At 70.2% G+C, this 21,087-nt stretch carries 19 protein-coding genes and 1 tRNA gene; 11 read left to right on the top strand and 9 right to left on the bottom strand.

Annotated elements, in window-relative coordinates; all coding sequences use genetic code 11:
• Window positions 1-1,780: rhamnogalacturonan lyase (locus EAD89_RS01880; RefSeq protein WP_147458729.1), on the top strand; the 1,780-nt coding region annotated here is incomplete at its 5' end.
• A gap of 201 nt (window positions 1,781-1,981) precedes the next feature.
• On the opposite strand, the gene EAD89_RS01875 is transcribed toward EAD89_RS01880, so the two are convergent.
• Both EAD89_RS01875 and EAD89_RS01870 read right to left on the bottom strand, forming a co-directional pair.
• Entirely contained in the window at window positions 1,982-3,004 is a 1,023-nt protein-coding gene (locus tag EAD89_RS01875) for an LLM class flavin-dependent oxidoreductase (protein ID WP_121674459.1), read from the bottom strand.
• A gap of 51 nt (window positions 3,005-3,055) precedes the next feature.
• Complete coding sequence (locus EAD89_RS01870) at window positions 3,056-3,535, bottom strand: Lrp/AsnC family transcriptional regulator (protein WP_121674458.1); 480 nt, start codon at window positions 3,533-3,535, stop codon at window positions 3,056-3,058.
• Window positions 3,536-3,618: 83 nt separating this feature from the next.
• On the opposite strand from EAD89_RS01870, the gene EAD89_RS01865 reads away from it, so the two are divergent.
• Window positions 3,619-4,797, top strand: coding sequence for a PLP-dependent aspartate aminotransferase family protein (locus EAD89_RS01865; protein ID WP_121674457.1), 1,179 nt, complete (start codon window positions 3,619-3,621; stop codon window positions 4,795-4,797).
• 14 nt (window positions 4,798-4,811) lie between these two features.
• On the opposite strand, the gene EAD89_RS01860 is transcribed toward EAD89_RS01865, so the two are convergent.
• The 3 genes from EAD89_RS01860 to EAD89_RS01850 form a co-directional block, all read right to left on the bottom strand.
• Window positions 4,812-5,462: an NAD-dependent epimerase/dehydratase family protein gene (locus tag EAD89_RS01860; protein ID WP_121674456.1), complete on the bottom strand. Its 651-nt coding sequence runs from the start codon at window positions 5,460-5,462 to the stop codon at window positions 4,812-4,814.
• 54 nt (window positions 5,463-5,516) lie between these two features.
• On the bottom strand, window positions 5,517-6,266 hold the full coding sequence (locus EAD89_RS01855; RefSeq protein ID WP_121674455.1) for a transcriptional regulator: 750 nt from the start codon (window positions 6,264-6,266) through the stop codon (window positions 5,517-5,519).
• Between the two features lie 33 nt (window positions 6,267-6,299).
• A tRNA-Leu gene (locus EAD89_RS01850) sits at window positions 6,300-6,377 on the bottom strand.
• Window positions 6,378-6,474: 97 nt separating this feature from the next.
• On the opposite strand from EAD89_RS01850, the gene EAD89_RS01845 reads away from it, so the two are divergent.
• The 8 genes from EAD89_RS01845 (at window position 6,475) to polA (ending at window position 16,472) form a co-directional block, all read left to right on the top strand.
• Entirely contained in the window at window positions 6,475-7,095 is a 621-nt protein-coding gene (locus EAD89_RS01845) for an ANTAR domain-containing response regulator (protein WP_074312885.1), read from the top strand.
• Between the two features lie 98 nt (window positions 7,096-7,193).
• Window positions 7,194-8,291, top strand: coding sequence for a hypothetical protein (locus EAD89_RS01840; protein ID WP_121674454.1), 1,098 nt, complete (start codon window positions 7,194-7,196; stop codon window positions 8,289-8,291).
• A gap of 369 nt (window positions 8,292-8,660) precedes the next feature.
• Window positions 8,661-9,812 carry a branched-chain amino acid ABC transporter substrate-binding protein gene (locus tag EAD89_RS01835; RefSeq protein WP_121655952.1) on the top strand — a complete coding sequence of 384 codons (1,152 nt, stop codon included), beginning with the start codon at window positions 8,661-8,663 and terminating at the stop codon, window positions 9,810-9,812.
• 66 nt (window positions 9,813-9,878) lie between these two features.
• Complete coding sequence (locus EAD89_RS01830; RefSeq protein ID WP_121655951.1) at window positions 9,879-10,862, top strand: branched-chain amino acid ABC transporter permease; 984 nt, start codon at window positions 9,879-9,881, stop codon at window positions 10,860-10,862.
• Window positions 10,859-12,016, top strand: coding sequence for a branched-chain amino acid ABC transporter permease (locus tag EAD89_RS01825; RefSeq protein WP_121655950.1), 1,158 nt, complete (start codon window positions 10,859-10,861; stop codon window positions 12,014-12,016). Before EAD89_RS01830 ends, EAD89_RS01825 begins: the two co-directional genes overlap by 4 nt.
• On the top strand, window positions 12,009-12,950 hold the full coding sequence (locus EAD89_RS01820; RefSeq protein ID WP_121674453.1) for an ABC transporter ATP-binding protein: 942 nt from the start codon (window positions 12,009-12,011) through the stop codon (window positions 12,948-12,950). Before EAD89_RS01825 ends, EAD89_RS01820 begins: the two co-directional genes overlap by 8 nt.
• Window positions 12,937-13,650, top strand: coding sequence for an ABC transporter ATP-binding protein (locus EAD89_RS01815; protein ID WP_089019819.1), 714 nt, complete (start codon window positions 12,937-12,939; stop codon window positions 13,648-13,650). The genes EAD89_RS01820 and EAD89_RS01815 overlap by 14 nt, the downstream gene beginning before the upstream one ends.
• A gap of 122 nt (window positions 13,651-13,772) precedes the next feature.
• Window positions 13,773-16,472 (top strand): DNA polymerase I, encoded by a 2,700-nt coding sequence (gene polA, locus EAD89_RS01810; protein WP_121674452.1) that lies wholly within the window; start codon window positions 13,773-13,775, stop codon window positions 16,470-16,472.
• 229 nt (window positions 16,473-16,701) lie between these two features.
• On the opposite strand, the gene EAD89_RS01805 is transcribed toward polA, so the two are convergent.
• From EAD89_RS01805 to EAD89_RS01790, 4 genes are all read right to left on the bottom strand, one after another.
• Window positions 16,702-17,136, bottom strand: a complete 435-nt coding sequence (locus EAD89_RS01805; RefSeq protein ID WP_121655947.1) for a DUF3140 domain-containing protein — start codon at window positions 17,134-17,136, stop codon at window positions 16,702-16,704.
• On the bottom strand, window positions 17,123-17,344 hold the full coding sequence (locus tag EAD89_RS01800; RefSeq protein ID WP_121655946.1) for a DUF2945 domain-containing protein: 222 nt from the start codon (window positions 17,342-17,344) through the stop codon (window positions 17,123-17,125). The genes EAD89_RS01805 and EAD89_RS01800 overlap by 14 nt, the downstream gene beginning before the upstream one ends.
• Before the next feature lie 53 nt (window positions 17,345-17,397).
• The gene (locus EAD89_RS01795; protein ID WP_121655945.1) at window positions 17,398-17,949 is read right to left on the bottom strand and encodes a Uma2 family endonuclease; all 552 of its coding nucleotides are present in this window, start codon (window positions 17,947-17,949) and stop codon (window positions 17,398-17,400) included.
• 107 nt (window positions 17,950-18,056) lie between these two features.
• Entirely contained in the window at window positions 18,057-18,863 is an 807-nt protein-coding gene (locus EAD89_RS01790) for a class I SAM-dependent methyltransferase (RefSeq protein ID WP_121674451.1), read from the bottom strand.
• A gap of 494 nt (window positions 18,864-19,357) precedes the next feature.
• Here EAD89_RS01790 and rpsA point away from each other — a divergent pair, with 494 nt between their 5' ends.
• Complete coding sequence (gene rpsA / locus EAD89_RS01785; protein ID WP_121655943.1) at window positions 19,358-20,857, top strand: 30S ribosomal protein S1; 1,500 nt, start codon at window positions 19,358-19,360, stop codon at window positions 20,855-20,857.
• The last annotated feature ends 230 nt before the right edge of the window (window positions 20,858-21,087 follow it).

Below are 21,087 nucleotides of genomic sequence, written 5' to 3'. Positions count from 1 at the left end.
ACCCCCCACCACCGCGCCGCCACCCTCGGCCGGGGCGGTGCAGATGGAGAACCTGAACCGGGGGCTGATCAGCGTCCGCTCCGGAAGCGGCAACCTCGTCTCCTGGCGGTTGCTCGGCACCGAGACCTCCGGCGTGGCGTTCAACCTCTACCGGGGTTCCACCAGGGTCAACGCCAGCCCGATCACCGGCGCCACCACCTACCTCGACAGCGGCGCGGCGGCCGGCTCGGCGTACACCGTGCGCGCCGTGGTGGGCGGCGCCGAGCAGGCCGCCTCGGCGCCGGCGCTGCAGTTCGGCGGCGGCTACCTGGACGTGCCGTTGCAGGTCCCGCCCGGAGGCAGCACCCCCACCGGGGAGAGCTACACCTACAGCGCCAGCGACGCCTCCGTCGGCGACCTCGACGGTGACGACAGCTACGAGATCGTGCTCAAGTGGGAGCCGTCGAACGCCAAGGACAACTCCCAGTCCGGCTACACCGGCACCGTGTACGTCGACGCGTACACCCTCGCCGGCGTCCGGTTGTGGCGCGTCGACCTGGGCCGCAACATCCGCGCCGGCGCCCACTACACCCAGTTCCAGGTGTACGACTACGACGGCGACGGGCGCGCCGAGGTGGCCATGAAGACCGCCGACGGCACCCGCTCCGGCACCGGGCAGGTGATCGGCTCCGCGTCGGCGGACCACCGCAACTCCAGCGGCTACGTCCTCGCCGGCCCGGAGTACCTGACCATGTTCGACGGGCGCACCGGCGCGGTCCTCTCCACCGTCACCTACGAGCCGCCGCGCGGCACCGTGTCGTCCTGGGGCGACTCGTACGGCAACCGGGTGGACCGGTTCCTCGCCGGCACCGCGTACCTCGACGGGCAGCGCCCCTCGCTGATCATGGCCCGGGGCTACTACACCCGCGCGGTCATCGCGGCCTGGGACTTCCGCGACGGCACGCTACGCAGGCGCTGGACGTTCGACTCCAACGCCTCCGGCAACGGCGCCGCCGCCGGCCAGGGCAACCACCAGCTCTCCGTCGCCGACGTCGACGGCGACGGCCGCCAGGAGATCGTCTACGGCGCCGCCACGATCGACGACAACGGCCGGCTGCTCTACTCCACCGGCAACGGGCACGGCGACGCCCTGCACGTCGGCGACCTCGACCCGAGCCGATCCGGGCTGGAGGTGTTCAAGGTCGACGAGGACGCCAGCAAGCCCAGCTCCTGGTTCGCCGACGCCCGTACCGGCCAGATCCTCTGGTCCACGCCGGCCTCGGGCGACAACGGCCGGGGTGTCTCCGCGGACATCTGGGCGGGCAGCCCCGGCGCGGAGTCGTGGTCGTCGGCGGTCGCCGGGTTGGCCGACACCAGGGGGCGCAACGTCGGCCGCAAGCCGTCGTCGGCGAACTTCCTCGCCTGGTGGGACGGCGACCCGGTGCGGGAGTTGCTCGACGGCACGAAGATCGACAAGTACGGCACCGGCGGCGAAACCCGGCTGCTCACCGGCAGCGGAGTGGCGTCCAACAACGGCACGAAGTCCACGCCGGCGCTCTCCGGCGACATCCTCGGCGACTGGCGCGAGGAGGTGATCTGGCGGACCACCGACAGCCGGGCGTTGCGCATCTACAGCACGCCCACCCCGACCAGCATCCGGATCCACACACTGATGCACGACCCGCAGTACCGGGTGGCGATCGCCTGGCAGAACACCGCCTACAACCAGCCGCCGCATCCGGGGTTCTTCCTCGGCGACCAGATGGCCGCTCCGCCCACCCCGAACATCTACCTACGCTGAGCTGACCCCGGGCGGCCCCGAGTGGGGTCGCCCGGGGTGGCAGGCACCGGGCCGCAGTCGCGGAATCCGCTCAGCTGCGGCCCGGTGCGCCACACCGCGGCATACCCCGACCCGTCCCGACCGGGGATGCCGTACCACCACCGGCACCTACGTTAGGCACCGTCCGGGTCGCCGGGGTGACGTCGACGTGAAGATCGTGTTTCACGCCGTCCGGTGCAGGCCGCCCGCCACCTTCTCGGCGATCAGCTCGTACGAACGCACCCGGTCCCGCACGTCGTAGACCAGCGTGGTCAGCATCAGCTCATCCGCGCCGGTGCGCTCGATCAGGTCGGTCAACTGCCGGCGTACCGTCTCCGGCGAACCCATCGCCTGACCGTCGCGGCGCTGCTCCACGAACTCACGCTCGATCTCGTTGTACGGGTACGCCGCCGCCTCCTCGGGCGTGGAGAGGGGCTCCGGCCGGCCGGAGCGCAGCTTCAGGAACGACAGTGCGCTCGGCCCGGCCAGCCACTCGGCCCGCTCGTCGGTCTCCGCGCACACCGCGTTGACCGCCACCATCGCGTACGGCTTGTCCAGCCACTGCGACGGGCGGAAGTTCTGCCGGTACAGCGCCAGCGCCGGCAGGGTGTTCGCCGAGCTGAAATGGTGCGCGAAGGAGAACGGCAGCCCGAGCAGGCCGGCCAGTTGTGCACTGAAGCCGCTGGAGCCGAGCAGCCACACGGCCGGCTGCTCACCCCGCCCCGGGGTGGCGATGATCTGCCCCGGCCGCTCGCCGCTGAAGTAGTTCATCAGGTCGGCCAGCTCACGCGGGAAGCCCTCGGCGGAGAGCCCCTCCATGGTGCGGCGCAGCGCCAGCGCGGTCACCTGGTCGGTGCCCGGCGCGCGGCCGATGCCCAGGTCGATCCGGCCGGGGTGCAACGCCTCCAGGGTGCCGAACTGCTCGGCGACCACCAACGGCGCGTGGTTGGGCAGCATCACGCCGCCCGACCCGAGCCGGATCGTCGAGGTGTTCGCGGCCAGGTGGGCGAGCAGCACGGCCGGAGCGGAGCTGGCGATTGCCGGCATGTTGTGGTGCTCGGCCACCCAGAAACGGTGATAGCCCAGCTCCTCGGTGCGCCGGGCCAACTCGGTGGTGGCCTCCAGCGCGGCGCCGGCGGTGGTGCCCTTGGCGACCGGAGCAAGATCAAGAACAGACAACGGTACGGTGATCACACGATCTGCCAACCCGTTAGCGGACGGATTTGTTCCGCTTGGCCGGCATTTTCCGGTCGCCGCTCAGCCCATCCCGCGCGCCTGCTCGAAGATCAGGCTGGTCTGGGTGTGCTGCACCACCGGATCCACGGCGAGATGATCCAGCACGAAGTCCCGCAACGCGTCCCCGGACGCGGCCCGCACGTGCAGCACGTAGTCCTCCGCGCCGGCCACGTGGAACACCGACACCACCCCGGGCAGCCGCACCGACCGGGCCCGGAACGCGTCCACCGCCGCCCGCTCGTGCGCCGTCAGCCGCACCGACACCAACGCCTGCAACGGCAGGCCCAGCGCCGCCGGGTCGACCTCGGCGTGAAACCCGCGGATCGCGCCGCGCTCGCGCAGCAACCGGGTACGGGTCAGGCACGTCGAGGGCGCCACCCCCACCCGCTCCGCGAGCGCGTTGTTCGGCAACCGGCCGTCCGCCGCCAACTCGGTCAGGATCGCGCGATCCACCTCGTCCAGGGCCGGATACGGCCGCACATCGTTCGGCTCAGGGGGCATCCCGCCATCCTCGCCCGAACCCTTAAACGAAGCCAGGGTCAGCGACAGAATTATCTTCCGAGCCATTGCCTGGTTCGCTGCGGATGTTCGACGCTACCGGCATGACGATGGTGGACACGACAGCCGTACACGCCGGCCGCGATGACCTGCGGGCGCTCGGCGTCCACGTGCCGCCGATCGACCTGTCCACCACCAACCCGCTGCCCTCGGTCGACGCCGGCGGAGACGCCTACGAGCAGCTCGCCACCGGCGGCCTCCTTCCCGCCGAAGGCAGCGCCGTCTACCAACGGCTGTGGAACCCGACGGTGGCCCGCTTCGAGACCGCCCTCGCCGAACTGGAAGGCACCGCCCAGGCCGTCGCCTTCGCCAGCGGCATGGCCGCGCTCACCGCCACCCTGCTCGCCGCCGCCCGCGACGGCCACCGACACATCGTCGCCGTCCGCCCGCTGTACGGCGGCACCGACCACGTGCTCGCCACCGGGCTGCTCGGCACCACCGTCACCTGGGCCCGCCCCGACGAGGTCGCCGCCGCCATCCGCCCGGACACCGCCCTGGTCATCGTCGAGACACCGGCCAACCCCACCCTCGACCTGGTCGACATCGCCGCCATCGCCACCGCGGCCGGCGACGTCCCGCTGCTCGTCGACAACACCGTCGCCACCCCCGTGCTGCAACAACCAGCCCGGCACGGCGCCGCACTCGTGCTGCACAGCGCCACCAAGAGCATCGGCGGGCACGGCGACGTCCTCGCCGGCGTCGTCGCCTGCGACGCCGACTGGGCCACCCGACTACGCCAGGTCCGCGCGGTCACCGGCGCGATCCTGCACCCACTCGGCGGCTACCTGCTGCACCGCGGCCTCCAGACCCTGCCCCTGCGCGTCCGCGCCCAGCAGGCCACCGCCGAGAAACTCGCCGGCTGGCTCGCCGACCACCCGGCCGTACACCGCGTGCACCACCCGTCGGTGCACGACCCGGCGGCGCTGGTCGGCCGGCAGATGGCCGGACCCGGCAGCCTGCTGGCCTTCGAGGTACGCGGCGGCGCGCCCGCCGCGGCCGCCGTCGCCGGCGCCTGCCGGCTGATCACCCACGCGGTGTCCCTCGGCGGCGTGGACACCCTGATCCAGCACCCCGCCTCGCTCACCCACCGGCCCGTCGAGGGCCACGCGAAACCCGACGCCGCGCTGCTGCGCCTCTCGGTCGGACTGGAGGACCCCGAGGACCTACGCGCCGACCTCGCCCAGGCGCTCGCCATCCTCGGCTGACCGCCCCGGTCGGCTCAGCTCAGATCGCGGTTGCCCAGCACCCGCCGGGGGGAGCCCTGCCGAGCCACCCGTAGCATCGCCCGGCCCAGCCCGTCGGTGGTGGTGACCTGGTTCGGCAGTAGCCGGCGCAACACCGGAAAGAGCGGGCGGGTGATCGCGTACCCGATCCGGTACGCCCGGGTCTTCGACACCACTCCGTGGGTCGGCTGGATGAAACCGGGCCGCGCGGCGTAGCCGTTGGGCAGCAGGTCGAGGACCGCGTTCTCGGTACGCCCCTTGACCCGCGCCCACATCACCCGGCCCCGCCCGGTGGAGTCGGTGCCGACGCCGGAGACGTAGATGAACGTGACGCTCGGGCTCACCTCGGCCAGCAGCCGCGCCGCCGCGAGGGGGTAGTCGTAACTGATCCGGGTGTAGGCGGCCTCGTCGAGGCCCAGCGAGGAGACGCCCAGGCAGTAGAAGCAGGCGTCGACGCCGGTCAGCTCGGCGCGCACCGCCTCCAGCTCGCCGACGTCGGCCACGGTGAGCTCGCGCAGCTTGGGATGCCGCTGCCCGGTCGGCCGCCGGCCCACGGTCAGCACCTCCCGCACGTCCTCGGCGAGCAGACACTCACGCAGCACGCCCTGGCCGACCATGCCGGTCGCGCCGAAGATGACCACCCGCATCAGTTCCACCCCTAGCTGATCAACTGGTTGGTTGCCGACTGCCGAAACCGGCGGTCAGGACTTCGGACCGACGTGCCGGTCCAGCTCGGCGACCGCCTCGCGCCGCGCCACCGACAGCGAGTTGCGCCGGTTCATCCGCCAGGCGATGCCGAGCAGGTCGAGTGCCCACTGGCAGAGGCCCATGATGTCGGTCGACTCGTTGGTGAACATGTAGCGCGGGTAAACGTAGTCCTTGCCGCGGACGGTCACGCGGTTGGCGAACCGGCAGCCATCCGAGTGGAACAGCCCACGGAGAAAGTCGCCGGGGTGGCCTTCGATGATTGGCCGCTGCCAGTCGGCGAGGACGATCGGGCGTTGGTGCTTCTTGCCGGGCCCGTGCTGGGGGAGCAGGCACGGCCAATGGCTCCCGTAACTCTGCACGCCGACGCAGCCCTGCTTCTGCACCCGTTGGACCTTCGCGGCGAGCACGGCTCGCATGGCGACGTCGCACGCCTCGATCAGTCCGGGCCACGCGTCGGAGCAGTAGACGCGCAGGACTGGCACGCGCGCCGTCGTCACCAGGTGGCCGTCGCCGAAGTACAGGCCGAGCAGGTAGGCATAGGCGCCCGGGTCTGTCGGACTGTCGACACCGTCGCGGCATCGGAAACATCGAAGTTGCGTGCCCTGTAGCTTCGCCTGGGGCCGGTCGTTGCCCCAGTGCCAGACGGTCCGGTAGGGCAGACCGACTGCACGAGCGGTGTCTGCGACGGTGCCGCCGGCAAGGAGGAGCCGCCGTGCACGGGCGCGGATCTCAGGTGGATGCACGAAAACAGCTTTGAGTATCCGTACGACGATTTTTGGTGCCCTCGGTGGGATTCGAACCCACACTGTATGCAGTTTGAGTGCATTGCCTGCTGCCAGTTGGGCTACGAGGGCGCTTCCCTGATTCGGCCCTGACAGGATACCCACTACGCTGAGGGCGGTGACACCCGGCTGGGCGGGTGTCGGGTTCTGACTGGTGGGGGTAGGGCTGGTGGCCGAGACGCCGACGGATGCCGAGCGCAGGCGGGTGCTGATCGCCGAGGACGAGGCGCTGATCCGGCTGGACCTGGCCGAGATGCTGGTCGAAGAGGGCTACGAGGTGGTGGGGGAGGCCGGCGACGGCGAGACCGCCGTCCGCCTCGCCGAGGAGTTGAAGCCCGACCTGGTCATCCTCGACATCAAGATGCCGATCATGGATGGGCTGGCCGCCGCCGAGCGTATCGCCGGCGCCCGGATCGCCCCGGTGATCATCCTGACCGCGTTCAGCCAGCGTGACCTGGTGGAGCGGGCTCGGGCGGCCGGCGCGATGGCGTACCTGGTGAAGCCCTTCCAGAAGAGCGACCTGGTCCCGGCGGTGGAGATCGCGCTGTCGCGCTACTCGGAGGTCGCCGCGCTGGAGGCGGAGGTCGCCGGCCTGACCGACCGCCTGGAGATCCGTAAGACGGTGGAGCGCGCCAAGGGCGCGCTGATGACCACGTACGGGATGACCGAGCCGCAGGCGTTCAAGTGGATTCAGCGCACGGCGATGGATCACCGGATGACCATGAAGGAGGTCGCCGAGCGGATCCTCGCCGAGACCGCCGGCGGCGAGGTGACCCAGCCGACCGTCTGATCGCCGCCGCTCTTCGGTGGCGACGGGATCGTCGGTTTCGGGCGTACCCCGGGGATCGGGGACCGCCGCGCGGCGCCTTCGGGGAATAGCATCGACCCGTGACCGTCCGACGGGTGATCGCGGTGTTCGGCCTCTTCGCGCTGCTGGTCTCCGGCTGCGACGGTTCAGCTGAGCCGTCCGGCGGCGCCTCGACCGGCGCCGGGCCGACCGTCGCCGTCGCGCCGGCGCTCCGGCCGGGGTGGCAGCCGCTGACGTTGCCGGCGCCGCCGGGTGGCGCGGGCCGCCTGTTGCTCCGGGACGCGGCGGCCTGCGCGGGCCGCTGGTTCCTGGTCGGTGGTGTCGCCGACGCCGGTGGCGGCACCCGTCCGGCGGCCTGGACCAGCGTGGACGGTACGAGCTGGACGGTCGTGCCGGTGCGTGCGGATTCCTTCTACGGCCGGCAGAACGTGCTCTCGTCGGTGGCCTGCCGCGACGGTAAGGCGGCGGTGATCGGTGCGAAGACCGGTGGGGCGCACGGCTATCCGCGGATCAGCACCTGGCGGCAGCTCTCGGATGGCGCGCTGGGCGAGGTGCAGGCGTCGTTCGAGACGTACGGCGGGCCGACGGCGGTGAACGTGTCCCGGTTGGCGGCGGGCGCGCCGGGCTGGCTGATCGTCGGCAACCGTTCGGCGGGTGCGGCGTCGTGGGTGTCGTCGCCGCCGGCGGCGGAGTTCGCGCTGGTGGAGGGCGCGCCGGAGCTGGCCAGCGACGCGGTCGGGGTGACCTGGGCGTTCGATGCGGTGGCGGCGCCGCCGGGCTGGCTGGCGGTGGGTGGTCTGCTGCCGGCCGGCCGGATCGACCGGGATCCGGCGGTGTGGTCGTCGCCGGACGGGCGGTCGTGGCGGCGCACGGTGCTGCCGGGCGGTCCGGAGTACGAGGAGTTGCAGCGCGTGGCGCTGGTCGGCGGGGTGCCGGCGGTGGCCTCGCTGGTCGTGGCGGGGGATCAGCTGGTCGCGGCCGTGGCGGACGGTGTGCGGTATTCGGTGTGGGCCTCGGCGGATCGGGGTGGGTCGTGGCGGGAGGTCGCGATGCCGCTGGATGTGCCGGCGGGGGTCGATCGGGACGTGGCGCTGGTGGCGGTGGGTGACCGGTGGTGGTTGGCGGCGGACGACGGCTCGCGGGCCGCTCTGTGGTGGGCGGGCGGCGTCGGGGCCTGAGTGCCGGTGGTTGCGGCTCCGCTCCGGTCCCCGGGCCGGGGATTTCGGGGCGTTTTCGCAGGTCAACCTGTCTTTCGTTCCGGAGGTGGTGGTCCGGGTCGGTGCGGGTGCGCTCCGACCGGCCGCGTGATTAAGGACCGACCGACGGATTCACCTGTTACGGACATCGACAGGATTGCGCACGTCTTCGTAACGGTTTCGCAGACCCCCCGTTCAGGCCTTCCGGGAGGGTGTGCGGTGTCGGTACGCTCCGCCATCACGAGCCGTAACGCAGGGGGAGTCCCTGCGGGGTGGGTGGAATTGCGGGTCTGCTGCTGTCGCCGTCGCTTCGGGTCAGCCGCGTCCGCATCTGGAGGAGGTCAGGAAGCCGTGAGGCGAAGCTATGTACGGGCGCTGGGTACCGTTGCGCTCGCCGCGACCCTGGTGGTCGCGGCTGGTTGCCAGGATTCCGGTGGCGGCGATGGTGGGACCGCGTCTGGTGACTGCGGTGGCAAGATCGCGATCTTCGGCGCGTTCACGGGTGACAACGCGGGTCTGGTGATCCCGTCGCTGAACGGCGCGAAGCTCGCCGTGAAGCAGTTCAACGCGGCGAACCCGAACTGCAAGGTCACCATGCAGGAGTTCGACACCCAGGGTGACCCCGCGGTGGCGACCCCGTTCGCGAACCAGATCGCGGGTGACAACTCGTTCCTCGGTGTCATCGGTGGTCACTTCTCCGGTGAGTCCGACGCCACGATGCCGATCTACCAGGCCGCGGGCCTGGCGATGGTCAGCCCGTCGGCGACCCGCACCGACCTGACCCAGAAGGGCAACACGTCCTTCTACCGGGTGGTCGGCAACGACGGCACGCAGGCCGGCGCGGTGGCGAGCTACCTGAAGACGCAGAACGCCAAGAAGGTGTTCATGATCGATGACGCCAGCGCGTACGGCGCGGGCATCACCGAGGAGCTGGGCAAGCAGCTCGGCCCGCTGGTGGTCAACAAGGACAAGATCCAGGAGCGGCAGGCGCAGTTCGACGCCACCATCTCCAAGATCAAGTCGGCGCAGGCGGACTTCGTCTTCTACGGCGGTTACACCCGTGAGGCCGCTCCGCTGGTGAAGCAGATGCGTGCCGCCGGTGTCCAGGCCAAGTTCGTCGGCCCGGACGGTCTGTACGACACGGCGTTCCCGTCCGGTGCCTCCGGTGGCGCCGAGGGCGCCATCATCACCTGCCCGTGCCTCCCGGCCGACAAGGCCGGCGGCACCTTCTCCGCCGACTACCAGAAGGAGTACGGCATCCCGCCGGGCTCCTACGGTGCTGAGGGCTTCGACGGCGCCACGATCTACCTGGACGCCTTCAAGGACGGCAAGAAGAGCCGGGCGGACATCCTGGCGTACGTGAAGGCGTACGACAAGCAGGGCGTGTCGAAGTACATCAAGTTCGATGCCAAGGGTGACGTCGACCCGACGAAGGTCGTCATCTGGGCCTACCAGATCAAGGGCACTGCTATCGAGGCGCTGCAGGAGCTCAAGCTCAGCTGACGCCCAGGCACTGGAGTGCGGCCGGGGTGTTTCACCCCGGCCGCACTCGATTCAAGGAGACCCCCGGTGCATTTCGATGAACTGATCGGCCATCTCGGCCAGCACACGGTCGACGGCCTTTCCAAGGGCGCCATCTACGCCCTGATCGCCCTCGGCTACACCCTCGTTTACGGCGTCCTTCGTCTGATCAACTTTGCGCACTCCGAGGTGTTCATGGTCGGTACCTTCGCGGTGCTGATCCTCTGGAACCAGCTCGGGGTGGAAAATAACCCGCCTGTCGGCCAGGCGATTCTGTTCCTGGTGCTCGGTCTGCTCGTGGCGGCGGCCGCCTCCGGCGGCACGGCGCTGGCCCTGGAGCGGATCGCGTACCGGCCGTTGCGGCGCAAGAACGCGCCGCCGCTGATCTTCCTGATCACCGCGATCGGTCTGTCGCTGGTCTTCGTGGAGCTCTTCGGCCAGGTGCTGCCCAAGCTGCTCGGCGGCGTGCTGCCGGAGGCGTTCGGTCGACCCCGGCAGATCGTCGGTATGCCGACGATCATCCAGCAGGAGACCCTGTTCACCATCGGCAACACGGCGATCACGAACATCCAGCTGATCGTCTTCGTCGCGGCCGTGGCGATGATGGCGCTGCTGGACTGGTTCATCAACCGCACCCGGTACGGCCGGGGTGTGCGGGCGGTGGCCCAGAACCCGGAGACCGCCGCGCTGATGGGCGTCAACCAGGAACGCGTGATCATGCTGATCTTCGTGCTCGGCGGGATCATGGCCGGCGCCGCCGCTCTGCTGTGGAGCATGCGGTTCGGCTTCACCCAGAACAGCATCGGCTTCGTGCTCGGCCTCAAGGCGTTCACCGCCGCGGTGCTGGGCGGCATCGGTAACCTGCGCGGCGCGCTGCTGGGTGGCCTCTTCCTCGGCATCGTCGAGGTCTACGGCGCCACGCTCTTCGCGTCCAACTGGGAGGACGTCATCGCCTTCGTGGTGCTGATCGTGGTGCTGATGTTCCGGCCGACCGGTCTGTTGGGCGAGTCGCTCGGGAGGGCCCGCGCATGATCGACAAGATTCGCTCCGCTGATCGCCGCCGGGTGAACATGCTGACCACGGTCGGCGACCGCTGGCGGGCGCTGACGAAGTGGCAGCAGGCCCTCGGGCTGGCCGCCTTCGTGGCGCTCCTCTACTACCTGCCGCTGCTCGGCATTCCGGGCCTGACCTGGTTGCGTACCGACTCGATCGAGGGCGGTAACAACTGGGCGGGCGTGCTCTTCGTCTGCGCCATCTACGTGCTGGTCGCGATCGGCCTGAACGTGGTGGTCGGCCTCGCCGGCCTGCTCGACCTGGGCTACATCGGCTTCTTCGCCATCGGGGCGTACAGCGTGGCGCTGTTCGGTTCGGTGAACTCGCCGGTGGTGAAGTGGATCCAGCAGGAGTTCAACCTGCCGCCGACCTGGGCGGTGACCTGGGCGATCTGCCTGTTCATCGCGATCGTGCTGACGATGATCTCCGGGGTGCTGCTGGGCTGGCCGACGCTGCGGCTGCGCGGTGACTACCTGGCCATCGTGACGCTGGGCTTCGGCGAGATCATCCGGATCGTGGCCCGCAACGCCACCGGGCTGACCAACGGCCCGGTCGGCATCTCGGCCATTCCCGGCCCGGAGGGCGCGCCGTCGCCGGACAACAAGGTCTTCGGCCTGATCGACGCGAAGCCCTGGTACTGGTTGGCGATCACCTTCGTGCTGATCATGGTGTTCCTGGTTCGCCGGCTGGAGCGCAGCCGGGTCGGCCGGGCGTGGCTGGCGGTCCGCGAGGACGAGGACGCCGCCGCCGTGATGGGTGTGTACCCGTTCAAGTTCAAGCTCTGGGCGTTCGCCATCGGTGCGGCGCTCGGCGGCCTGTCGGGCTTCCTGTTCGGCAGCCGGAACGCGTTCATCGACCCGACCCAGTTCAACGCGAACCTCTCCATCCTCTTCGTCGCCATGGTCGTGGTCGGCGGCTCCGGCAACATGATCGGCGTCTCGCTCGGCGCGGTGCTGCTCGCGTACCTGCCGGAGCGGTTCCGCGACTTCGCCGACTACCGGTGGTTGGTCTTCGGTCTGGCCATGGTGCTGGTGATGATCCTGCGTCCGCAGGGCCTGATCCCCAGCCGGCGGCGTGCCCGTGAGTTGAAGGACCGCGCGGCTGAGGCAGAGGAGGCGCCCGCTCATGTCTGACCAAACCACCAGCACGGCGACGCCGAAGATCCCGACCCAGCCGGGCCCGCGCTCGGTGCTGCTCGAGGTCGACGACGTCACGCTCCGCTTCGGCGGTGTGGTCGCCCTCGACAAGATCAATTTCCAGATCTACGAGGGCGAGATCCTCGGTCTGATCGGCCCGAACGGCGCCGGTAAGACCACCAGCTTCAACGTGATGACCGGGGTGTACAAGCCGACCTCCGGGGCGGTCCGGTTCCGCGGACAGAAGGTGACCGGTCGCAAGCCGCACCAGATCAGCCAGCTCGGCATCTCCCGGACGTTCCAGAACATCCGTCTCTTCCCGGAGATGACGGCGATGGAGAACGTCATGGTCGGCACGGACTCCCGGCACAAGACGAGCGTGCCGGGTGCGCTGTTCCGGATTCCCCGGTTGAAGGCCAAGCCGCACGAGTTGCCGCAGGTCACGGCTACGTCCGGGCTCGCCCGGACGTGGCAGGAGATCCGTCGGTCCTGCGCCAGGATGTTCGGGCTCTCCCGGTACGTCCTGGAGGAGCGGGCCGCCGAGGCCAAGGCGCTCGAGTTGCTGCGCTTCGTCGGGATCGCCGACCGGGCCAACGACGAGGCGCGCAACCTGCCGTACGGCTACCAGCGTCGCTTGGAGATCGCCCGGGCGCTGGCCACCGAGCCGAAGCTGATCTGCCTGGACGAGCCGGCCGCCGGCTTCAACCCGGCGGAGAAGGAGGAGCTCCTCACCCTGATTCGCAAGATCCGTGACATGGGCCTGACCGTCCTGCTCATCGAGCACGACATGCGGCTGGTCATGGGGGTCACCGACCGGATCGTGGTGCTGGAGTTCGGCCGCAAGATCGCCGAGGGTGCGCCCGCGGAGGTCAGCCGCGATCCGAAGGTGATCGCCGCGTACCTGGGGGAGCCAGCCGATGACGCTGCTTGAGCTTGAGAACGTCGCCGTCGCGTACGGCCGGATCGAGGCGCTGCACGGCATCAGCCTGAGCGTCAACGAGGGTGAGGTGGTGGCCCTGATCGGCGCGAACGGCGCCGGTAAGACCACCACCATGCGGGCCATCTCCGGGACCCGGTCGCTCGCCAGCGGAAAGATCACGTTCAACGGCGAGGACATCAGCAAGCTGCGGGCCGACCTGCGGGTGGTCCGGGGCCTGTGCCAGTCACCCGAGGGCCGGCAGATCTTCCCCGGCATGACGGTGATGGAGAACCTGGACATGGGGGCGTACACCCGGCGGGACTCCGCCGGCATCGCCGCCGACCTGGACCGGGTGCTGACCCTCTTCCCGCGGCTGGCCGAGCGGCGCAAGCAGGCCGGCGGCACGCTCTCGGGCGGCGAGCAGCAGATGCTCGCGGTCGGTCGGGCGCTGATGAGCCGGCCGAAGCTGCTGCTGCTCGACGAGCCGTCGATGGGTCTGGCCCCGTTGGTGATCCGGCAGATCTTCGACATCATCACGGAGATCAACCAGCAGGGCACCACGATCCTGCTGGTGGAGCAGAACGCCCAGCAGGCGCTCTCCCGGGCGCACCGCGGCTACGTGCTGGAGACCGGTCAGATCGTGAAGGAGGGGTCCGGTCAGGACCTGCTGCACGATCCGTCGGTCAAGGAGGCGTACCTCGGCGTGGCCTGAGCCATTCCGACCGGCGGCCGGCCATCCCTCGCGGGGTGGCCGGCCGTCGGCGTTCGGTTCGGCGTCGCGGCACCCCGTGCCGAGGGCCAGGGATGTCGGTGCGACGGACTAGAGTCGCTGCCGTGACAGCTACGACACCGCGCCTGCTTCTCGTCGACGGACATTCCATGGCATACCGGGCTTTCTTCGCCCTGCCGGTGGAAAACTTCTCCACCACGACGGGGCAGCCGACCAACGCGGTGTACGGCTTCACCTCAATGCTGATCAACGTGTTGCGCGACGAGCAGCCCACCCACATCGTGGTGGCCTTCGACGTTTCCCGCCGGTCCTTCCGCACCGACAAGTACGCGGAGTACAAGGCCGGCCGCAGCGAGACCCCGACCGACTTCAAGGGCCAGGTCAGCCTGGTCAAGGAGGTCCTGGCCGCGCTGCAGATCCCGGTGGTCGAGAAAGAGGGCTTCGAGGCCGACGACGTGATCGCCACGCTCGCCTGCCAGGCTCGCGACCAGGGCATGTCGGTGCTGATCAGCAGCGGTGACCGCGACGCGTTCCAGTTGGTCGACGACCAGATCACCGTCCTCTACCCGCGCAAGGGCGTCTCCGACCTGGCCCGGATGGACCCGGCGGCGATCGAGGCGAAGTACGGCGTCGCGCCCCAGCAGTACCGGGACCTCGCCGCGCTGGTCGGCGAGACCAGCGACAACCTCCCCGGCATCCCGGGCGTCGGCCCGAAGACCGCCGCCAAGTGGATCACCACGTACGGCGGGGTGGAAGGCGTGATCGCCCGGGCCGACGAGATCAAGGGCAAGGCTGGCGACAGCCTGCGCGAGCGGCTCGCCGACGTGATCCGCAACTACGAGATCAACTGCCTGGTCTCCGACCTCGAGCTGCCGCTGCGCCCGGAGGACACCCGGTGGGCTGGCTGGGACCGGGAGGCGGTGCACCAGGTCTTCGACACCCTGGAGTTCCGCATCCTGCGTGACCGTCTCTACCAGTACCTGGAGGCGGTCGAGCCGGAGGCCGAGTCCGGCTTCGACCTCGCCGGCGAGGTGCTCACCGAGCCCGGCGCGCTGACCGGCTGGCTGGACGCGCACGTCCCGACCGGCACCCCGGTCGGGCTGGCGGTCAAGCTCGACACCGGCCCCAACCGCCGGCACACCGCCTCGATCACCGGTCTCGCGCTGGCCACCGCCGGCGGCGCGGCGGCCTGGGTCGACCCGGCGGGGCTCGACCCGACCGACGAGGGCGCCCTGGCCGCCTGGCTGGCCGACGCGCAGCGCCCCAAGGTGCTGCACGACAGCAAGCCGGCCGTGCTGGCCTGCGCCGCGCACGGCTGGCAGCTGGCCGGCATCGTCCGGGACACCCAGATCGCCGCGTACCTGGCCCGCCCCGACCAGCGGTCCTACGACCTGACCGACCTGGCGCTGCGCTACCTGCACCGGGAGCTGCGGGTGGACGTCCCGGAGTCCGGCCAGCTCACCCTCGACGGCCTCGGCGACGAAGGGGTGGTCGAGCAGAACCTGATGCTCCAGGCCCGCGCCACCCTCGACCTGGCCGACGCGATCGACGCCGAGCTATCCCGCGACGGCGAGCAGTCCGCCCGGCTGATGGCCGGGGTGGAGCTGCCCCTGATGCGGGTGCTGGCCAGCATGGAGAGCACCGGCATCGCCGCCGACACGCACTACCTGTCCGAGCTGGAGGCGCATTTCGCCGCCGAGGTGAAGGCCGCCGCGCAGGGCGCGTACGAGGCGGTGGGCCGGGAGTTCAACCTCGGCTCGCCCAAGCAGTTGCAGGAGATCCTCTTCACCGAGCTAGGCCTGCCCAAGACCAAGAAGATCAAGACCGGTTACACCACCGACGCGGACGCCCTGCAGTGGCTCTACGCGCAGAACCCGCATCCGGTGCTGGCCCACCTGCTGCGCCACCGGGACGTGGCCAAACTCAAGTCGACCGTCGACGGTCTGCTCAAGTCGGTCTCCGACGACGGCCGGATCCACACCACCTTCAACCAGACGGTGGCGGCCACCGGCCGGCTCTCCTCCACCGAGCCCAACCTGCAGAACATCCCGATCCGCACCGAGGAGGGTCGGCGGATCCGCCGGGCGTTCGTGGTGGGTGAGGGCTACGAGTGCCTGCTGACCGCCGACTACAGCCAGATCGAGATGCGCATCATGGCGCACCTGTCCTCGGACGACGCGCTGATCGAGGCGTTTAACTCCGGCGCCGACTTCCACGCGGCCACCGCCTCGTCGGTCTTCGGAGTGCCGGTCGACGAGGTCACCCCGGACCAGCGCCGCAAGATCAAGGCGATGAACTACGGCCTGGCGTACGGGCTCAGCGCGTTCGGCCTGTCCCAGCAGCTCAGCATCAACACCGAAGAGGCGCGCGGGCTGATGGAGAACTACTTCGCCGGGTTCGGCGGGGTGCGCGACTACCTCCAGCAGGTGGTCGCCCGGGCCCGCCAGGACGGCTACACCTCCACCATCCTGGGCCGCCGTCGCTACCTGCCCGACCTGGTCAGCGACAACCGGCAGCGCCGTGACATCGCCGAGCGGATGGCGCTCAACGCCCCCATCCAGGGCTCGGCGGCCGACATCATCAAGCTGGCGATGCTGCACGTCGACACCGCGCTGGGCGAGGCCGGGCTGCGCTCGCGGATGCTGTTGCAGGTGCACGACGAGTTGGTCTTCGAGGTCGCGCCGGGTGAGCGCGAGGCGTTGGAGGCGCTGGTCCGGCGGGAGATGGGCGAGGCGTACCCGCTGTCGGTGCCGCTGGAGGTGTCGGTCGGCGAAGGCCGGGACTGGAACAGCGCGGACCACTGATTTTCTGTTGCTTGTGGTGGGGGTTCCGGGGCAGCCCGACCCGCTCCGGGCGGTCAGGCTTGATCCCTGCGCGGGTCGGGCTGCCCCGGAACCCCGACGGGGTCTCTGTGGTCGGGCTGTTCGGCGTTGTGGATCAGAGTGGTGGCGCTGGAGTGGTGGCGCCAGGGTGGTGGCGCTGAGGTGGTGGCGCCAGGGTGGTGGCGCTGAAGTGGTGGCGTCGGAGTGGTGGTCAGCGGCCGGGTCCTCGACGCTCCTTCGGCGGTGTGCCGTGCCGGTCGAGGGCGCGCCGGGACGGACCGCCCGGAGGCGGCAGCGGACCCTTGAGAGGGTCGTGGCCCCAGTTCATCAGCGACCAGCGCCACTTGGTTCTGCTCACGTCGCCGGAGGGCCGCTGGGCCATGTGCCGGCGGACGTAGCCGACCACCTTGCGCATGTGCTTGTAGTCGCCCTCGGACAGGTCGCCGCGCTTGCGCCGCAACAGGTCGATGATCTTCCGACCGGACTCGTGCCCCACCGACTCGCCGCCGCCGGACCTACCGCCCTTGTGCCAGCCGACCTGCTTCGACTCGTCGCTCTCCAGCCACTTCGACAGCTCGCCGGGCTTCATGTTCACCGCGTCGGCGAACTCCCGGTAGGTGTCCCCGCCGTCGTCACCCCTGCTCATGGCGCAGCACCTCCGGCCGGTGGGCCACGTCGCGGCCCGAGTCGTCGTTGCGGATCCGGTACTGCGGCTCGTCGTCGGTCGCGTTCACGGCGTGCCCGCGTACGTGCGTCCGATCGGTCAGCTTCTCCTTGACCACGCCGTACGCCCGTCCGCTGTGACTGGCCCAGGAGACGTGGTCACCCTCGCGGAAATCCCTCTGCTCGGCCATACGCTCCGGCTACCCGACACCGCCGGAGCGAAACGGCCGGCAGGATCGGCGAACTATGGCGTGATCTCGGCGATCGGCAGCTTGATCTCGAACGGCTCGGTCAACTCGATCACGTTCGCGCCGTCGGTGACCAGCTCGTACTGCCGCTCCCCGCCCGGCCCCATTCGGTCGCCGATCCGGTACGCGTACACATGCACCGGATCCTGCTCGACGCGCCAGTAGAAGGGAATGCCGGCGGCGGCGTACTCGCCCGGCTTGGCGAACCTGTCGACCCGCCGGGTGCCCGGCGAAACGATCTCCACGGCGAGCACGACATCCGCCGGCCGCAGCATGGATCGGTCGGACGGCACCTCGGCGCGGCGCAACAGGACATCGGGCTGGCGGCTGGTGTTGGCGGTGAGCTCGACACCGACGGCTTGAGCGGCACGCAGGTCGGCTGGGGCATGGGAGCGTAGCCACATCCAGAGCAGGCTGCAGATGTCCTGGTGGCCCAGGGTGGGGGAGGGTGTCACCTGGATGACTCCATCGACGAGTTCGACGCGGGGGGCGTCATCCGGCAGTTTGAGCAGATCCTCGACCGTGTAGTCGGCGCGCTGCTGCCGCATCGGGTCCGGACACCAGGGGCCAGGTGGTGTCGAGATGGGCTCCGCGCTCATGGGGCGAGCCTACCGCCGATCGATGTGGCGCAGGCCGCACCGCGAGTGCGTCGCGGTCATCCGGCGGGCTTCTCGGTGACGAAGATGGCGGTGCCGGGGAAGAGCCGGCCACGTAGCGGACTCCACTGCCCCCAGACTCCCTCGTGCCCCTCCGGCCACTCCGGCTCCACCAGGTCCACCAGCCGGAATCCGGTGCCGACCAGCTCGCGGACCCGGTCACCGAGGGTGCGGTGCTGCTCGACGTAGGTGGCCGCGCCGGATTCGTCCTGCTCCACGTAGGGGGAGCGGTCGAAGTACGAGTGCACGGCCGTCAGGCCGCCCTCGCCCGGGTCGTCGAGGAAGATCCACCGCATCGGGTGGGTCACCGAGAAGACCCACCGGCCGCCGGGGCGCAGCACCCGGTGCACCTCGGCGAGCAGAGCCGCCGAGTCGTCCACGAACGGGATCGCGCCGAACGCGGTGCAGGCGAGGTCGAACGACCGGTCGGCGAACGGCAGGGCGAGCGCGTCGGCCTGCACCAGCGGTACGCGTACCCCGGTGCGGTCGGCGGCCTCCGCGGCGTGCCGCAACATGCCGGCGGACAGGTCGAAGGCGACCGGCCGGGCGCCCTGGGTGGCCAGCCAGCGCGCGGCGGCCGCGGCCCCGCAGCCCACCTCCAGCACCCGCCGCCCGGACAGGTCGCCGAGCAGCCGGGCGTCGGCCTCGCGCAGCCCCTCGGGGCACCAGACGAAGTCCACGTCGCCGAGGAACGCGCCGTGCTCGGCCTGGTAGTCGTCGGCGTCGGTGTCCCACCAGCCGCGGTTGGCGCGCCGGGCCTCGGCGTCACCCACCCGGCGCCGGGTAACCCGGCTGTCGTCATCCACCCGCTCACGCTAGGCCCCCACCCACCCCATCGCGTACGGCGGCGCGTCCAGGATCTGAGTGACGTGTGGCGCGGTGCCGCTTGATCGACTCGGTTTCCGTGATGTCGTGGTGTCCGGGCCGGTGGGACGCGCCGTCTTCCAGGAAACCGAGTCGATCAAGCGGGGCGTTCGGCGGCGCGACCGACGGGGCCCCTGGGGTTGCTGTGACGCAGGAGACAGCAGGGGCGGTTTCCGGGCGATTGTTCGGCTTTCGCAGGTCATCGCACGGCGAGAAGCCGGGAGGGCTTGCACGCTGTGGTAATGCGCACGGTAGGCTAGACGATGCGCTCGCGGATCGCGTTGCCTCGGCAGGGAGCAGGTGCGCGGTCGACGGAGCCACATCATGATCTCACTAGGCGATCGTTCGGTGTGCCCGGCGACGGATCCGCTGGCGCGAACAGGTCACCGCGACACCAGCCTGCTGTGACAACCCACCGACCGGAGCAACCGCCCACATGACGAGCAGCATCGAGGCCCCCTCGAGCGCCACCCGGGTCACCCACGACGATCTCGGTTCCGAGGAGGCTTTCCTCGCCGCGATCGACGAGACCATCAAGTACTTCAACGACGGCGACATTGTCGAAGGCACCGTCGTCAAGGTCGATCGGGACGAGGTCCTGCTCGACATCGGCTACAAGACCGAGGGTGTCATCCCCTCTCGGGAGTTGTCGATCAAGCACGACGTGGACCCCGCCGAGGTTGTGACGGTTGGTGACCACATCGAGGCCCTGGTCCTCCAGAAGGAGGACAAGGAGGGTCGTCTGATCCTCTCCAAGAAGCGGGCGCAGTACGAGCGGGCCTGGGGCACGATCGAGAAGATCAAGGACGAGGACGGTGTCGTCCGCGGCTCGGTCATCGAGGTGGTCAAGGGTGGCCTCATCCTCGACATCGGGCTGCGCGGCTTCCTGCCCGCGTCCCTGGTCGAGATGCGGCGCGTGCGCGACCTGCAGCCGTACGTCGGGCGGGAGCTCGAGGCCAAGATCATCGAGCTGGACAAGAACCGCAACAACGTGGTTCTGTCCCGCCGGGCCTGGCTGGAGCAGACGCAGTCCGAGGTGCGCACCGAGTTCCTCAACAAGCTGCAGAAGGGCCAGGTCCGCAAGGGCGTCGTGTCCTCGATCGTCAACTTCGGCGCGTTCGTGGACCTCGGCGGCGTCGACGGTCTGGTGCACGTCTCCGAGCTGTCCTGGAAGCACATCGACCACCCGTCCGAGGTTGTCGAGGTGGGCCAGGAGGTCGAGGTCGAGGTCCTGGACGTCGACCTGGACCGCGAGCGGGTCTCGCTGTCGCTGAAGGCGACGCAGGAGGACCCGTGGCGGCAGTTCGCCCGCACCCACGCGATCCAGCAGATCGTGCCGGGTAAGGTCACCAAGCTGGTGCCGTTCGGCGCGTTCGTCCGGGTGGACGACGGCATCGAGGGCCTGGTCCACATCTCCGAGCTGGCCGAGCGCCACGTGGAGATCCCGGAGCAGGTCGTCCAGGTCGGCTCCGAGGTCATGGTCAAGGTCATCGACATCGACCTGGAGCGCCGCCGGATCTCGCTGTCGCTCAAGCAGGCCAACGAGGGCTTCGTCGAGGGCGAGGAGCACTTCGACCCGACCCTCTACGGCATGGCCGCGACGTACGACGCCGAGGGCAACTACATCTACCCGGAGGGCTTCGACCCGGAGACGGGCGAGTGGCTCGAGGGGTACGACAAGCAGCGCGAGACCTGGGAGAACCAGTACGCCGAGGCTCGTCTGCGCTGGGAGGCCCACACCAAGCAGGTGCAGACCTCCCGGGCCGCCGACGCCGAGGCCGCTGCCAACCCGACTCCGGCCGTCCCGGCCGCTGGCGGCGGCACGACCTCCTCGTCCAGCCCGGCCCCGAGCCGGCAGGCCGAGGAGCCGGCCGGCACCCTGGCCACCGACGAGGCGCTCGCCGCTCTGCGGGAGAAGCTCGCCGGCGGTAAGTGACCCGCTGAACGACGAAGGGCCCCGTCCCCGCGATCTTCGGATCGTCGGGGGCGGGGCCCTCGCCGTACCCCCGGCAAGCTGCCGCCGGCACATCCGCGCCGGCACGTGACCGCGGCGGCGCTCGGCGCGCGAGCCGCGCTCCGCGGCGCGCAAGGTCGCGCTCGAACCTGGAAAGAGGGGCCTCCCGGTGGCGAGGTGACCACTACATCCAGGATCCAGCACGATCCCGC

The organism is Micromonospora sp. BL4, assembly GCF_003667505.1.
Classification (GTDB): domain Bacteria; phylum Actinomycetota; class Actinomycetes; order Mycobacteriales; family Micromonosporaceae; genus Micromonospora.
This window is presented reverse-complemented; position numbering and strand designations above follow the sequence as displayed.